Source organism: Kitasatospora sp. NPDC038210 (assembly GCF_055600605.1).
Map to the genome: position 1 here is coordinate 233,974 of NZ_JBVJYK010000002.1, position 15,702 is coordinate 249,675.

10 protein-coding genes are annotated in these 15,702 nt (G+C 75.4%); 5 read left to right on the forward strand and 5 right to left on the reverse strand.

What is annotated here, in order from left to right; all coding sequences use genetic code 11:
• The 3 genes from ACZ7KX_RS04560 (at position 1) to ACZ7KX_RS04570 (ending at position 6,307) form a co-directional block, all read left to right on the forward strand.
• On the forward strand, positions 1-3,837 hold the full coding sequence (locus ACZ7KX_RS04560; RefSeq protein ID WP_470325270.1) for a DUF5682 family protein: 3,837 nt from the start codon (positions 1-3) through the stop codon (positions 3,835-3,837).
• The gene (locus ACZ7KX_RS04565; RefSeq protein ID WP_470325271.1) at positions 3,834-5,750 is read left to right on the forward strand and encodes a hypothetical protein; all 1,917 of its coding nucleotides are present in this window, start codon (positions 3,834-3,836) and stop codon (positions 5,748-5,750) included. The genes ACZ7KX_RS04560 and ACZ7KX_RS04565 overlap by 4 nt, the downstream gene beginning before the upstream one ends.
• Positions 5,751-5,854: 104 nt before the next feature.
• A complete protein-coding gene (locus ACZ7KX_RS04570; RefSeq protein WP_470325272.1) occupies positions 5,855-6,307 on the forward strand; it encodes a MarR family winged helix-turn-helix transcriptional regulator in 453 nt (150 codons plus the stop codon).
• Positions 6,308-6,395: 88 nt separating this feature from the next.
• Here the strand turns inward: ACZ7KX_RS04570 and ACZ7KX_RS04575 are convergent, their stop codons facing one another.
• From ACZ7KX_RS04575 to ACZ7KX_RS04595, 5 genes are all read right to left on the reverse strand, one after another.
• Positions 6,396-6,971 (reverse strand): GTP-binding protein, encoded by a 576-nt coding sequence (locus tag ACZ7KX_RS04575; protein ID WP_350519087.1) that lies wholly within the window; start codon positions 6,969-6,971, stop codon positions 6,396-6,398.
• Positions 6,972-7,168: 197 nt separating this feature from the next.
• Positions 7,169-7,552 (reverse strand): DUF742 domain-containing protein, encoded by a 384-nt coding sequence (locus ACZ7KX_RS04580; RefSeq protein ID WP_396547468.1) that lies wholly within the window; start codon positions 7,550-7,552, stop codon positions 7,169-7,171.
• The gene (locus ACZ7KX_RS04585; RefSeq protein ID WP_470325273.1) at positions 7,549-7,980 is read right to left on the reverse strand and encodes a roadblock/LC7 domain-containing protein; all 432 of its coding nucleotides are present in this window, start codon (positions 7,978-7,980) and stop codon (positions 7,549-7,551) included. The genes ACZ7KX_RS04580 and ACZ7KX_RS04585 overlap by 4 nt, the downstream gene beginning before the upstream one ends.
• A complete protein-coding gene (locus ACZ7KX_RS04590; RefSeq protein ID WP_470325274.1) occupies positions 7,980-10,247 on the reverse strand; it encodes a sensor histidine kinase in 2,268 nt (755 codons plus the stop codon). The genes ACZ7KX_RS04585 and ACZ7KX_RS04590 overlap by 1 nt, the downstream gene beginning before the upstream one ends.
• A gap of 472 nt (positions 10,248-10,719) precedes the next feature.
• On the reverse strand, positions 10,720-11,988 hold the full coding sequence (locus ACZ7KX_RS04595; protein ID WP_470325275.1) for an acyl-CoA dehydrogenase family protein: 1,269 nt from the start codon (positions 11,986-11,988) through the stop codon (positions 10,720-10,722).
• A gap of 434 nt (positions 11,989-12,422) precedes the next feature.
• On the opposite strand from ACZ7KX_RS04595, the gene ACZ7KX_RS04600 reads away from it, so the two are divergent.
• Both ACZ7KX_RS04600 and ACZ7KX_RS04605 read left to right on the forward strand, forming a co-directional pair.
• The gene (locus tag ACZ7KX_RS04600; protein ID WP_470325276.1) at positions 12,423-13,487 is read left to right on the forward strand and encodes a GAF domain-containing protein; all 1,065 of its coding nucleotides are present in this window, start codon (positions 12,423-12,425) and stop codon (positions 13,485-13,487) included.
• Between the two features lie 458 nt (positions 13,488-13,945).
• Positions 13,946-15,532, forward strand: a complete 1,587-nt coding sequence (locus ACZ7KX_RS04605; protein ID WP_470325556.1) for a lipase maturation factor family protein — start codon at positions 13,946-13,948, stop codon at positions 15,530-15,532.
• Positions 15,533-15,702 lie beyond the last annotated feature (170 nt).

Below are 15,702 nucleotides of genomic sequence, written 5' to 3' on the forward strand. Positions count from 1 at the left end.
ATGAGCACGAGCAGCGCGGTGACACCCGCCCCGGACGACGCGGACCGGACGGTCCGGACCGAGGCCGACCGGCTGGCCGCCTCCGGCACCGGCCGACCGGGGCCCTACCTGATCGGCGTGCGCCACCACGCGCCGTCCCTCAGCGCGGCCGTCCCCGCGCTGCTCGACGCCGCCCGGCCGGAGGCGGTCCTGGTCGAACTGCCCGCCGAGTTCCAACCCTGGCTCGACTGGCTCGCCGACGAGGCGACCGAAGCCCCGGTCGCCCTCGCGGCCGCCCCGGCCGGGCCCGAGGAGGCGGGCGGGCCCGCCTTCTACCCCTTCGCCGACTTCTCCCCGGAACTCGCCGCCCTGCGGTGGGCCCGGCGCAACGGCGTGGAGGCCATCGCCTGCGACCTCCCGCTCGCCCACCGCTCCGCCCGGGCCGCGGCAGGCCGGCCCGGTACCGCCGAGTCCGGCACGGCCGGTGCGCCCGGCGTCGCCGACGCGCTGCGCCGCCGCCTCACCGGCCGGGACTCCGACGAGGACCTGTGGGACCGCCTGGTCGAGACCGCCGCCCCCGGCTCCAGCCCGGAGGCCGTCCGGCGCGCCGCCCTGCTCGTGGGCTGGGCGCTGCGCCACGACGCCCAGACCGGTCCCGGCGTCGACCCGTACGACCTGCGCCGCGAGGCCTGGATGCGCGCCCGCATCCGTGCCGCCTCGGCCGGCGGGCGCCGGATCGCCGCCGTCATCGGCGCCTTCCACGCCCCCGCCCTGCTGGACGGTCCGGTCGCCGCCGACGAAGCGACGCCCGACGACCCCGGCCACGTCCTGTCCCTGATCCCGTACACCTACCCGCTGCTCGACGCCCGCTCCGGCTACCCGGCGGGCATCCGCGACCCGGAGTGGCAGCACACCGTCCTCGACGCCGGCGGCGACCCCGAACGGCTCGCCGAGGCACTCACCACCACCGCCGTCCGGATCTGCGCCGCCCTGCGCGCCCAGGACCACCCCAGCGGCCCGGCGGACGCCCGCGAGATCGTCCGCCTCGCCGGCGACCTCGCCCGGCTGCGCGGCCACGCCGCCCCCGGCCGCGGCGAACTGGTCGAGGCGGTGCAGACCGTCCTCGCCCAGGGCGAACCCCTCGGCCGCGGCCGGGCCGTCGCCCGTGCCCTCGAACAGGTCCTGATCGGCACCCGCACCGGCCGTCCCACCCCCGCCGCCCCGCGCAGCGGGCTCGCCCCCGCCGTCGAGACCCTCCTCGCCGACCTCGGCCTCCCCGGCCCCGGCGACCCCGGCCCGCGCGACCTGCGCCTCGACCCGCTGCGCAGCCCCCTCGACCGCCGCCGGGAGATCCTCCTCCACCGCCTCACCGCCTGCGACGTCCCCTACGCGGAGCCCGTCGCCACCACCGGCGCCGGCGGCACCGAAGCCCTCGGCACCCGCTGGAACCTCCACTGGACCCCCGCCACCGCCGCCATGCTCACCGTCGCCGGCACCCGGGGCGTCACCCCCGCCCAGGCCGCCGAAGGAGCCCTGCGCAGCCGCCTCACCGCCGACCCGTCCCCGCGCGAGATCATCGACGGCCTCACCGCCGCCGCCTCCTGCGCCCTTCCCGCCCTCACCGCGACCCGCCTCACCCGACTCACCACCACCCTCCCCACCTCGGCCACCCTCCCCGAGCTCCTCGACGCCCTCTCCCTCCTGGACCGCCTCGCCGCCGGCCACTTCCCGGGCTGCGCCCCGAGCGAGGGGACGGCACCGGCGGCGGCCGCGGTCGCCCGCACCGGTGGTGCCGCCGTCGCGGCGGACGTCCCCGCGGCCGAGGCCGGAGGCGTCACGGCCGAGGCGCCGGTCCCCGGTGCGCGGGGCGGAGCTGCGTCTCCGCGGACCGCGGGCGAGCTGCCGACCGCCGGTCCGTCGGGGGAGTTCGAGTCCTCCGGCGGCGCGCTCGACGCCGATCGCGCCCAGGAGTCCGGATCCTCCGCCCCCCTCTCGGCCGATCCGCTCTCGGCCGCCCCCCTGGCAGCCGCCGGGGAGGTCCTGACGGTCGCTGCCGTACGACAGTTGGAGGGGCTGGGCGGGTCCGACGATCCGCAGGACGCCCGGGCCCTGGTGGAACTCGTGCGGCGGGCGGACCGGCTGGGCGGGGTGCGGCTGGCGTACGTGCTGGCCGAACTCGCCGAGCGGGGGAGCCCGTTGGTGCGGGGCGCGGCCGGCGCGGTGCGGGTGCTGCTCGGGCAGGACGCGGCCGGGGAGCTGGGCGGCCGGGCGGCCTCCTGGGTCGACGGCGCGACCGGCCCGGAGGCGCGGCACGCGCTCGGCCGGGCGCTGGTCGGGCTGCTGACGGCGGCGGAGGGACTGTTCGACTCCGCTCCCGAGGCGCTGGAGCCGGTGCTGGAGCGGGTCACCTCGCTGCCCGACGACGCCTTCCTGGACCGGCTGCCCGCGTTGCGCGGCGGCTTCGACACGCTCAGCCCGGCCGCCCGCGACCGGCTGCTGGCCCTGGTCGAGGAGCGCCTGGGCACCCGCCTCACCGCGTTGCCGGAGGAGGCCGGCCCCGCCGTGGTCGCCGGCTGGGTGCGGGCGGACCTCGCGGCCCGCTCCGCGCTGGCCCGCCGCGGCCTGCTGCCGGCGCCGCCGGCCCCCGAGCGGGACCCCGAGCGGGACCCCGAGCGGGACCCCGAGCGGGACCCCGAGCGGGCCCACGAGCCGGGGCCCACCCCCGTGGTGGGTGACCCGGCCCGGCACACCCTCGCCCCCGCCGACCGCTGGCGGCTGCTCCTCGGCCGCCCCGGCAGCGGCGGCCTGAGCGGCCGGAGCGCCCGAATCGCCACCGCCCTGGACGAGTTGTACGGCAGTGGCCACGGCGAGGGCTCCGGCCCCGGACTGGAGAGCCGGGGCGGCCGGGGCGGCCGCGAGGCCCCCTACCCCGGGGTGCGGGAGTGGGCCGAGGAACTGGAGTCGCTGTTCGGACCGGGCCTGCGGGAGGAGGTGCTGGCCACCGCCGTCGCGCAGGGCCGCACCGACGTCCTGGAGGCGATCGACCCGTCCGCCGTGCGCCCGTCCGTCGACCTGCTGCGCACCGTCCTGGAGCACGCGGGCGGCCTGCCCGAGGCACGGCTGGCGCGGCTGCGCCCGCTGGTGCGGCGGCTGGTGGACGAGCTGACCCGGCAGCTGGCGACCACGCTGCGCCCGGCGCTGACCGGGATCGCGGTACCGCGCCCGTCCCGGCGGCCGGGCGGCGGGCTGGACCTGGACCGGACCATCCGGGCCAACCTGGCCACCGCCCGTCCCTCGCCCGACGGCGGCACCCTGATCGTGCCCGAGCGCCCGGTGTTCCGGACGAGGGCGCGCCAGGCCAACGACTGGCGGCTGATCCTGGTCGTGGACGTCTCCGGATCGATGGAGGCCTCCACGGTCTGGGCGGCGCTGACGGCCTCGATCCTGGCCGGGGTGCCCTCGCTGAGCACCCACTTCGTCGCGTTCTCCACCGAGGTGGTCGACCTCACGGAGCGCGTCGAGGATCCGCTGAGCCTGCTGCTGGAGGTGCGGATCGGCGGCGGCACCAGCATCGCGAGCGGCCTGCGCCACGCGCGGAAGCTGGTGACGGTGCCGTCCCGCACGCTGGTCGCGGTGGTCAGCGACTTCGAGGAGGGCGGGCCGGTGGCCGGGCTGCTGGCGCAGACCCGGGCGCTGGTGGACTCCGGTGTGCACCTGCTGGGTTGCGCGGCGCTGGACGACACCGGGACGGCCCGCTACTCGAAGGCGGTCGCGAGCCGGTTGGTCGCGGCCGGAATGCCCGTGGCGGCGTTGAGCCCGCTGGAACTGGCCCGCTGGGTGGGGGAGAAGGTGCGATGAGCGTGATTGCGCGGACGAGTGACTGGCCGGGTGTGCGGCCGGAGGTGGTCGCCGAGGTGGTGGCGGGGCTGAGCGCCCGGCTGCAGAAACGACTGGACGGTGCGGCGGCGAAGCTGGCGGAGCGTCCCGTGGCCCGCGAGGGCGACGAGTGGCGGGTGGAGGTGGACGAGGAGACGGTGCTCGTCCTCCACGCGCCGGGCGGTACGGTCGCCGACCAGGCGGACGTCCGCTGCGGCTGCCTGCTCGCCCCGGCCTGCGTGCACCGGGCCGCGGCCGTCACCCTCTGCCCGCTTGCCGAGCCGACCGCGGAGGAGGAGCCGCCCGGGACGACCGAACAGCCCGGGACACCCGCCTCGGCGGGAGCCGCGCCCGCAGGCCCGGCGCCCGTCGAACCGCAGGCCCCCGTCACCCCCCTCACCCCGCTCACCACCGCCGAGCTCGACGCCGCCCACCACCTCCACCGGGCCGCGGCCGCCGTCCTCGCCGCCGGGGTGAGCGGTGCGGGCGCCGTCTCCCAGGCCGAACTCCTGCGCGCCGGCCACCGGGCCCGGCTCGCCGGCCTGCACCGACCGGCCGCGGCGGCCGTCGCCGTGGTGACCGGGGTCCGGGCGGCCCGGACCGGCGCGCCCGACCACCGGCTGGCGGACCTGGCGGCCGGCCTGCGCGAGCTGCTCGGCCTCACCACCGCGCTGACCGCGGGCGTCGGCCCGGTCGCCGAGCTGCGCGGCACCGCGCGCCAGGCCTACCGGGAGGAGGGCGGCCTGCGGCTCTACGGACTGTTCGCCGAGCCGGTGCTGACGGCGACCCACGCGGGTGCGGTCAGTTGGGCGGTGGACGCGGACGGGCGCCTCAGCACGATCGCGGAGGTCATGCCGCACGACGACGCGGCGGCGGCCGCTCCGCAGGCGGTCGGGGCCGGCAACCGGACGGTCCGGCTGGGCGACGCCGCGCTCAGCCACCGCGAGTTCAGCCGCGCCGGGCTGGTCGTCCAGGGCGCGACCCGGTCCGCCTCCGGGCGGCTGGGGGCCGGTGCAGCCGTCCGGGCCGTCCGCGCGGCGGGCGCGGCGTGGACGGCCGAGCCGGCGGCCCGGCTCTGGGCCGAACCGGCAGCGGCCCAGGTGGCACGGGCACTCGCGGCGCAGGACCTCCCGTACGAGAGCCGGCCGGCCGGGAGCGACCTGCTCTTCCTGGACGTCACCCTGCTGGGCCCGGCACCCACCGGGCCGGGCGGGGCGCCGCAGCTGTTGGCGCGGTGCACGGAGGACGGGCCGGTGATCGCCCTGGGCGCGGCGCACGAGCACCCCGACCTGCCGTTCCGGGCGAACCTCGCGCTGCTCGCCACCGTGCCCGGCCTGCGGCTGCGGGTGGTCGGCCGGCTGGAACGCACGGACCGCCCGGAGCTGCGCCTGCTCGCGATCGGCACGCCGCCGCAGGCGCCCGACCCGCTGGCCGTGGCCGACGGCGCGGGCCGGGTCAACCTCGGCCTCGAACGCCTGCAGACCGCCGACCTCACCGTCCCCGATGCGACGGACCGTACGACCCCCGGCGCGCTCCCCGGCGTGACGGACCGCACGGCTTCCGAGTACTCCGACGCCCCCGCGCCGTACGGTCCGCCCGTGCACGTTCTCGGCCGACGGGTGGAGCAGACGGTCACCACCGGCCGCCACGCCCTCGGCCCGAGCGGGGCCACGGCGGCGGCCGACCGGGGCCTGCTGCGCGCCGCCGGGCTGACCACCGCCGCCGAGCTGCTGGACGGCCTGCGGGCCGCCGCGGCCGACCAGCGGCGTGACGTGTTCGGCCGGGTCGTCGCGGACGACCATGACGCCTTCGCCGTCGCCTGGCTGGCGGCTGCCTGGTACACGGAGGAGCTGGCCACGGCGCTCTGCGCGGCGGCCTGGACCGGGGACGAGTGAGCCATGGACCGAACTGCTTGCAGGGACCGGTAATCCGCGCTGACTGGCATACTTGTCGCCCAGGAGGCACCGACCACGCGGTGCAGCGGAAAGGACGGCGCGGCATGGGGATCCGGGACGACGCGGCCGAGATCCGGGCCCGCGGCTGGCGCACGCTCGCCGCCCTGCACGGGATGATCGACACCGCGCTGGAGAAGGCGCTCCAGGCCGAGTGCAAGCTCTCGGTGGTCGAGTACACCGTGCTGGAGGCGCTCTCCCGCCAGGACGGCTGGCACATGCGGATGCAGCAGCTGGCCCGCGCGGCGGCGCTCAGCAGCAGCGCGACCACCCGGCTGGTCAGCCGGCTGGAGGACCGGGGCCTGCTGGGCCGTTACCTCTGCGCGGACGACCGGCGCGGCATCTACACCGAGCTGACGCCGGCGGGCCGTGACCTGCTGGCGGTCGCCCGGCCCGTGCACGACGCCGTCCTGGAGGCGACCCTGGCCCGGGCCACCGAGGTCCCCGAACTCGCTCCGCTGGTGGGCTCGCTCGCCGTGCTCGACCCGGCGCACGCCTAGCCGCCCGGCTCCGCAGTCGGGACCGACCCCCCCGCGCAGCCAAGGCCGCCCGCGCAGCCAGGGCCGCCCGCGGGGCGGGCGACCGCCCTCACCGCCGCCCGGAGGCCAGGGCGTTGCGGTGCACCCGGTCGAGCAGCGCGAGCAGCAGCTCCTTGCTGGACGCCCGCTCCCGGACGTCGCACAGCACGACCGGGACCTCCGGCCCGAGGTCGAGGGCGCGCCGCACCTCGTCGGGGGTGGCGTCGCGGCGGCCGTGGAAGCAGTTGACGCCGATCGCGAACGGGATGCCGCGCTGCTCGAAGAAGTCCACGGCGGCGAAGCTGGATTCGAGCCGTCGGGTGTCGGCGAGGATGATCGCCCCGAGGGCGCCGAGCGCCAGGTCGTCCCACATGAACCAGAAGCGGAACTGCCCCGGCGTGCCGAAGAGGTAGAGCACCAGGTCCTCGCGGACGGTGATCCGCCCGAAGTCCATGGCCACCGTGGTGGTGGACTTGTCCTGGATGCCGTCGAGGCTGTCGACCCCGATGCTGGCGCGGGTCATCCGTTCCTCGGTCTGCAGCGGTTCGATCTCGCTGACCGAGCCGACCATGGTGGTCTTACCGACGCCGAAGCCGCCGGCGACGAGGATCTTGACCGCGCCGGGCACCAGGCTCTTGGTCGTCAATTCGGGTCTCCTGGAAGGGAACTGGGAGAGCGGGGGGGGCAACTTCGGCAGCCGGTCCGCCTGGGGCCCGCCGGGCCGCCCGGGTTGACGGGAGCCGACCGGAGCCGACCGGGGAACCGGGCCGCCGGCGCGACCGGAGCCGCGTCGGGCGGTGCCCCCGCCGGCCGTCGGTACGGCCGCGGCGGGGGCACCGCCCCTCAGAGTCTGCGGACTCCCTCGATCACGGCCTGGATCAGCGAGATGTCGGGCGCTTCGGCGAGCTGGACCGGGGCACGGGTGAGGATCAGCCGGGCCTCGGCCAGGTCGTCCAGCAGCACCTTGACCACGCTGACCGGCAGGTCGAGGGTGGCCGCGATCTCGGCCACGGCCAACGGGCGTTCGCGGCACAGGTCGATGATCGCGGCCGGTTCGGGCGAGAGCCGGGTGGTGTCGGTGCGCGGGTCGGCGGTGACCACCAGGGTGATCAGCGCGAAGCCGTCACGGACCGGCCCGGTGCGCCCGTTGGTGATCGCGTAGGGGCGGACCAGGTGGCCGGCGTCCTTGTCGTAGAACCAGCCCTCGTCGGTGTCGGCGGTGGTCACGCACCGCCACCCGCGCCGACCTGGCCGGCATCGCTGCGCGGCGCCGCGGTGAGGTACTGGCCGACCTGCTTGACCAGCATGTTGATCTCGTAGGCCATCAGTCCGGCGTCCACCTGCTCGCTGGTCAGGACGGCGAGCCGGGCGCCCTGCCCGGCGGTGGTGACGAACAGGAACAGCTGGTCCATCTCGACCACGGTCTGCCGGACCCGTCCGCCGTTGAAGCGGTGCCCGGCGCCGCGGGCGAGGCTCTGCAGTCCGGAGGCGACGGCGGACAGGTGCTCGGCGTCCGCCCGGTCGAGGCCCTGGGACATGCCGACCAGCAGGCCGTCCTCCGAGAGGACGATGGCGTGCCGGGTCTCGGGGACCCGTGCGACCAGCTGGTCCAGCAGCCAGTTGAGGTCGCGCTGGGTTTCGGTGTGCTGCGTCATCACTGCTGTTCCTTGGCTTCCTGAGCGGCGGAGGCTTCCTGAGCGGCGGAAGGTGCGGCCGGGGTGCGGGGGTTGGCGGGCGCGGGGGAGGCCGGGGCGCCCGGTTCGGTGGCGGCCGCGCGGGCGGTCCGGGTGCCGCGCTGGATGGCGGCCATGGTGGCGCGGGAGCGCTGCGGTGACGGGTCCTCGGCCTGGGCGTCGGCTTCGGCACCGCCGTACCGGGGCGCGAGCGGGGCGGCCGGAGCCGCCGGGGTGCCCGGCGCGGCAGGGCGGCCGGCGCCGGCGGGGCCCGCATGGCCGGGGCGGCCGAGGGACGGCGGGAGCAGGGCGCCGGGCGCGTTGGCCTCGCGGAGCTGCTCGGCGAGGCTGGCGTTGCGGACCCGCTGCGGCAGGACCCGCGGGGTGCGCAGTTCGCCGTCCGGGCCGTGCTCCACGCGGTCCTCCTGCGGGCGTTCGTGGGTCGTCGCGGAGTGGTCGGCGGGCGCCGGGTCGAAGGGCACCGGGTCGAAGGGCGCCGCGGCCGGCTCGCCCGCGAGTTCCGTGCCGTAGTGGCCCGCCGACGGGCCCCCGGCGAGGGCGTCCGCGGGGACGTCGCCACCCGCGCCGCCGGGGACGTCGTACGGGCGCGGCAGGGCGGGCCGCGGGACGACCACGGCACCGGGCAGTCCGGGGATCCGGGCGCCGACGGGCAGACCGCCGTTGGCCGGTGCCGCAGGAGCACCGTCCCGCGGCCCGCTGTCGAGGAGTCCGCCGTCGATCAGCCCGCTGTCCAGCAGACCGCCCTCCAGCAGACCGCCCTCCAGCAGCCCCCCGTCGATCAGTCCGCCGTCGAGGACACCGCCGTCCGGCAGGTGGCCGTCCGCGCGGCCGCCGTCCGAGGGGCGCGGGTCGACCAGCTCGCCGGCGATCACGGCGCCGGTGGCCGTTCCCGGAGCACCGTCGAGCCCGGTCTCCGGGGAGGCCGGCCCGGTGGGTCCGGTCGGCCCGTTGCCCAGCAGCCCGCTGAGCACTCCGGCGAGCGCGCCCGACAGTTCCTCGTCGACATCCCCGAGGTCGCCGTCCGCCGCCGCCCGGGCGTCGGGCACCGGGGTGCGGGTGACGCGGGCGCCGGACGGCAGTCCGGGCACCGCGGCCGGCTGTTCGGCCTGCTCCAGCAGGGCCGAGGGCACCAGCACCACGGCCCGGGTGCCGCCGTACGGCGAGGGCCGCAGGGTGACCTGGATGTCGTGCCGGGCGGCCAGCCGCGCGACGACGAACAGGCCGAGGCGCAGGTCGTCGCCGAGCGCGGAGACGTCCAGCTCCGGCGGGTTGGCCAGGTACTCGTTGAGCCGCTCGTACTCCTCCTCGCCCATGCCGAGGCCGCGGTCCTCGACCTCGACCGCCAGGCCCTTGGGCACCTCCTGCGCGGAGACCTGCACCTGGGTGTACGGCGGGGAGAAGGTGGTGCCGTTCTCGATCAGCTCGGCGATCAGGTGGATGACGTCGGCGACGGCCTGTCCGCTGAGCGAGGCGCGCGGCACGCCCTGGACGACGACGCGGGCGTAGTTCTCGGTCTCGGAGACGGCGCTGCGCAGCACGTTGACCATGGGCACGGCGTTGCGCCAACGGCGGGCGGGCAGCGCGCCGCCGAGGATGACCAGGTTCTCGGCGTTGCGCCGCATCCGGGTGGCCAGGTGGTCGACCGCGAACAGCTCGCGCAGCAGCTCGGGTTCCTCGTGCTCGCGCTCCAGCGCGTCCAGCATGCTGATCTGGCGGTGGATCAGGATCTGGGTGCGGCGGGCGATGTTGAGGAAGACCTTCTTCGTCCCCTCGCGGCCCTGGGCCTGGTGGACGATGGCGGCGACGGCGGCCTGGCGGACGGCGGCGAGGCCGTCGGCGGTCTGCTGGACCTCGTCGCCGATCCGACGGGAGGGCGCCCAGGCGGGCGGGGTGGGCACCGGCTCGCCGGCGCGCAGTCGCCCGACCACCTCGGGGATCTCCTGCTGGGCGAGCGCGAGGGTGTCGGCGCGCAGCCCGGAGAGGCGGCCGGACAGCACCCGGGCGGCCCGGATGCCGCGGATCAGGCTGAACAGCAGGACCACGGCGACGACGGCGGTGCCGATCAGCAGCGCGGTGCGGTTTCCGGCGTCGCGCAGCAGGTAGGCGGCGTAGCCCCAGGCTGCGGCGAGGCCCAGGCTGGGGACCAGCACGAGGGCGAGGAGCGAGCTGCGAAGGGAGCCGGACCGGCCGGCGCGGTGGCCCGTGCGGGGGGCCGATATGCCTGGCATCTGATTCCTTGTTGCAGGGCCGAGTTGCAGGCCGGGTCGCGGGTCCGAACGACGGATCGGCCCGTGCGGCCCGGGCGGGCTTCAGGGCGCCGAGGCCGGGGCCGCCGGACGGGGTGACGCGGTGTCACCGTCCGGGCGGTGTACAGCCACGGCCGCCGACGGCAGGAAACCTATCAGTCCCAGGTGGCCTCATCGCAACATCAACTGACGATATGTGAACGGCTGATGGCCCGGGAGGTTCTCGGCGGCCGGAGCGTTCGCCGACGGATCGCCGCAGCTCAGCGGCTTCGTCGTGACATGCGGACGGCCCTCCGGGAGGCGGGGTGCGCTTCCCGGAGAGCCGTCAGGAACAGGTCAAACGATCGTATGCCGAAGGATCGCCACCGTCCGCCCCGGCCGGGCCCTGGCCGGAGGTCGGGTGCCGCTGATCAGCCCGGTCAGGTGCGGGGGGCGCCCGGACCGGTGCCGGTGATCAGCCCGCCAGCGAGATCGGCGCCACCCGTCCGTCCTTCTCGTCGCGGCCCTCGGTCTCCAGCTGGTTCAGCTCGGTCCACGCCCAGCTCGCCAGGTCGGACAGCTCGGCCGACCACTGCTTGCCGTAGGTGCCCGAGGCGACCTGCCCGAGCCGGAGCTTCTGGACGTCCGAGGTGCCGGCCGGGGCGTAGATGTGGGTCGCGTCCCGCAGGTAGCGGATGATGTTGAACTCCTCCTGGGTGCCGCGGGCGGCCAGGATCTCCATCGCGCTGCGCGCCGAGTCCATCGCGTACTCGGTGTTGATGAGCTTGGCGTTCATCAGCTCGGCGTCGCACGGCTTGCCGTTGTCCAGCAGGTGCGAGGCGTGGTACGCGGCCAGCTTGGCGGTCATCAGCTTGGACTGCAGCTCGCCCAGCTTCAGCGCGACGCTGTTCAGCTGGTTGAGCGGCTTGCCGTACAGGACGCGCTCCTCGGCGTAGCGCACGACGTCCTCGACGATCGCGACGTGGATGCCGAGCGCCACGGCGCCCAGGTTGAGGCGGCCGTAGAGGGTGGAGGAGGAGTAGGCGACGTCCAGGCCCTGCCCCTCCTCGCCCAGCCGGTTGCCGACCGGGATGCGGCAGTCCTCGAATATCAGCTCGCCGAAGCTGAAGCCGTGCAGGCCGCCCTGGGTGCCGAGCGTGCCGGTGCGGAAGCCCGGCCGGTCGCTCTCGACCAGGAAGGCGGAGAGCCCCCCGCTGCCCTTGTCGGTGCGGAAGACCACACCGTGCACGTCGCCGATGTGGGAGTTGCCGACGAACCACTTGCGGCCGTTGATCACGTACTCGTCGCCCTCGCGGCGGGCCGTGCCGGCCATGCCGAGCACGTGCCCGCCCGACTCCGGCTCGGTGACCGCGATGGTCGGCAGGGACTCGCCCGAGGCGAACTTCGGCAGCCACTCGCGCCGCTGCGCGTCCGAGCCGAAGTGGATGACCTTGGCGACGCCGAGCTGGGAGGCCTGCGCCATGGCGCCCATCGCGCCGCTGACGCGGGCGAGTTCCTCCACGATGATGGTCTTGGCCAGGTGGCCCAGCCCCAGGCCGCCGAACTCCTTGGGGATGGTCACGCCGATCCAGCCGCGGCGGGCGATCTCCCGGGAGAGCTCGAACTCGACCTCCCGGTCGGCCTCCATTCTGGCGACCTGCGGACGCACCTCCTTCTCCGCGAACTCACGGACCTCCGCCCGGAGGCTCTCGTGTCGCTCGTCGGTGAAGTAGTCCATAGCCATGCTTGGTCCTCTCGTTCCAGTGGGTGTCGTGCCTCCGTTCATGCCGTCGATGCCGCTCCGGCCGCGCCCCGGGGATATCGGGTGGGGGTGTGGAGGTGTGGCGGCCGATCGCTCCCTTGCAATCGGTGCATGCGGACCTTGGCGCGGTTTCCCGGGGGGAGAGGAATACCGTCCGTGTCTCCGGCAGGGCTCATTGTCATATGTGAACACCCCCTTCACGCCTAGTTGATCTTGGAATGGCGAGATTCGGCGCGTCGTGGTTACTCGCGGGTTTCGCTCCCGCGTGGGTAGGGGAATGATCTTTCCCCTCCTTGCAACCCGGCTGAGCGCCCGTTCACATGCGGCTTTGACTGTGCATCAGCAACGCTGGTGACCGGTACCGGTAGCACCGAAGGGCCCGGATGTCTGATTACATGTGCGCCATGACTGATGTGATGAGCACTCAAGGCCAGTTCCCGGGTGCCGCCGGGGAGTCCGAGCGGACCCGCAGGCTGCGCAGCCTGGGTCTGAACGAACCGTCCGCGGACGAGGCCTTCGACCGCTTCGCGCACCTGGCAGCCAGCATCACCCGCGCTCCCATCGCGATGGTCAACTTCATCAACGACGAGCGCCAGATGTTCCGGGGGCTCTACATTCCGCCAAACTCGGCCGAGATCGCGGCCGAAGAGGGAGCTTCGTGGGCGGACCGGGGCATCGCCTTCGACCTTCCGACCCGTCAGATGCCGATGAGCCACGGCTTCTGCCCGCACGTGGTCGCCCAGCGCTCGCCCCTCGCGCTGGACGACATCCTCGCCTACCCCCGGTTCGCCGGTAACCCCGTCGTGGACGAACTCGGCGTCCGGGCCTACCTCGGCGCCCCGCTCGTCGACGACACCAACACCGTCATCGGCACCGTCTGCGTCCTCGACCGGGAACCCCGGCAGTGGGGCCGCGAGCGGCTGCGCGACATCCAGCACCTCGCCGAGGCGCTGCTCTCCGAGATCCGGCTGCGCGACAACCTGCTCGCCCAGCAGCAGGAGATGTTCGCCGCCTTCGACGGCTCCCCGTTCCCCATCATGCTCACCGACGGCCCCGGCCAGGAGATCCGCTACGCCAACGCCCAGCACGCCGGCGCCTTCGGCGCCCCGGTGGCGTACGGCGCGATCGGTCAGGCCTACCCGCAACTCGGCGTGGCCGGCCTGCAGCAGGCCGTCTCGGAGGCGTACCGCACCGGCCGCACCACCGTCCTCAACGACGTCCGGGTGCAGTCGACCAGCCCCGACGCCCAGCGCATCCAGCAGATCTTCAGCTTCACCTGCACCCCGCTGCGGGCCGCGCGCACCGGCCAGGTCAACGGTGTCCTCACCGTCGGCATGGACGTCACCGCGCAGTCCCGCACGGAGGAGGAGCTCGGCACGCTGGCCGCGCTGCTGGTCGACCGGCTGCAGCAGAACGGCGCCGCGACCGCGACCGGCCGTCCGGGCATCGCCGGCGGGGCCGGACTCGTCCTGCCGGGCTGAGCCGCCGACCGGTCGCCCGCGTGCGGCACCGAGGCCCGCGCCCGAACCGGCCGTGCAGGTGATTCGCCTGGATCGCCCGCATCACCGCATCACCGCATCACCGCATCACCCGCATCACCCGCATTGCCCACGTCCCCCGCACGACAGGCACTACGCGCAGTCCGTCCACCAGTCGTACTGCTCACACCACTTGCGCCACTTGCGCGACTTGTACCATCCGCACTATCCGCACCATTCGGACCACCCGCGCCGTCAGCGTCACCCGCACCGCCCACCACCGTGGCGGGGCGCCTCTCACCCCCGATGAGAGGCTCCCCGCCGCAGTGCCGTCCGGGCACCGCCGGAACTCCGCCCCCCCGCGGCGCCGCGCGCCCCGGCCGGGCCGAGCGGGTGAACCGTCCGCCGCCCGCGCCCCGGCCGGGCCCGCCCGCCGGACGGCGGTGGTAGGCATGGGCCGCATGGACTGGTTCGCCGCCCCCGACTACTGGCTGAGCCGGCTGCTCGTCCAACGCCTGCTCGCCGCGCTCTACCTGATCGGATTCCTCAACGCCGCCGCGCAGTTCCGCGCCCTCATCGGCGAGAACGGCATGCTGCCGGTGCCCCGCTTCACCGCGCGCGTCCCCTTCCGGCAGTCACCCGGCCTCTTCCACCTCCACTACAGCGACCGCTTCTTCGCCGCCGTCGCCTGGAGCGGGGCCGCCCTCGCCGCCGCCGTCACGGCCGGGCTCGGCGACGCGGTGCCGCTCTGGGCCTCGATCCTCCTCTGGGCCGTGCTGTGGACCCTCTACCTCTCCATCGTCAACGTCGGACAGACCTGGTACTCCTTCGGGTGGGAGTCCCTGCTGCTGGAAGCCGGCTTCCTCGCCGCCTTCCTGGGCAACGCCGACACCGCACCGCCCGCCCCGGTGCTGTGGCTGATGCGCTGGCTGGTCCTCCGCGTCGAGTTCGGCGCCGGACTGATCAAACTGCGCGGCGACAGCTGCTGGCGCGACCTGACCTGCCTCCGCTACCACCACGAGACCCAGCCGATGCCCGGACCGCTCAGCTGGTTCTTCCACCACCTGCCCGACCCGCTGCACCGGGTCGAGGTCGCCGCGAACCACTTCGTCCAACTCGTCGTACCGCTCGCCCTGCTGCTCCCGCAGCCGGTCGCGAGCTACGCGGCCTGCGCCGTCATCGCCACCCAGCTGTGGCTGATCGCCTCCGGCAACTTCGCCTGGCTCAACTGGCTCACCGTGACCCTGGCCATCGCCGCCGTGGAACCCGCCCGCCTCGGCCTGCCCGTCCACGCCCGCGCCTACCCCGGCACCCCGCTCTGGTACGAGGCGCTGGTGATCGCGCTGACCGCGGCCGTCCTCGTCCTCAGCTACTGGCCGGTGCGGAACATGGTCTCCAGCGGCCAGGTCATGAACCGCTCCTTCAACCGCCTCCACCTCGTCAACACCTACGGCGCCTTCGGCAGCGTCAACCGCCTGCGCCAGGAGGTCGTGGTCGAGGGCACCGACGAGGCGGTCCTCACCCCGCGCACCGTGTGGCGGGAGTACGGCTTCAAGGGCAAACCCGGCGACGTGCGCCGCCTGCCCCGTCAGTACGCCCCCTACCACCTGCGGCTGGACTGGCTGATGTGGTTCGCCGGCATCTCGCCCGGCTACGCCCGCCCCTGGTTCCTGCCCCTCGTCGCCCGCCTGCTCGCCGGCGACCCGGCCACGCTCCGGCTGCTGCGCCACAACCCCTTTCCGGACGCCCCACCGACCCACGTCCGGGCGACCCTCTACCTCTACCGGTTCACCGATTGGCGCGAACTGCGGGAAACCGGCGCGTGGTGGCGCCGCACCGCTCTGAGCGAGTACCTCGCGCCGGTCGACCTGTCCGCCCTCGGCCGCGCCGGGTACCGGCCACCGCTCGGCCGGCCGCGCCGCGGCGTCCGCGAGGTCCCGCTGGAACGGCTGCGACGGCCCGGCCGCCGCCCCGGTCCGTCCACCGTTCGGAGACCGGGACACCCGTCCGGACCAGCGCCGGACCACCCGGGAGGGTCCCCCGAGTAGCGGCCAGGCGGGCGGTATGGCACACGACACCGGCCCGTCGGGGCGGTGGGTGCGTGCATGGCTCGAACGGGCACCCGTATTCTGGGCCTCCACACCGGCAGCCCGCCCGCGCGCCCCCTCGCCCCTCCCCGGGGCACCCCCGCGCAACCGGTCCGCCGCCCCCTCGCCGC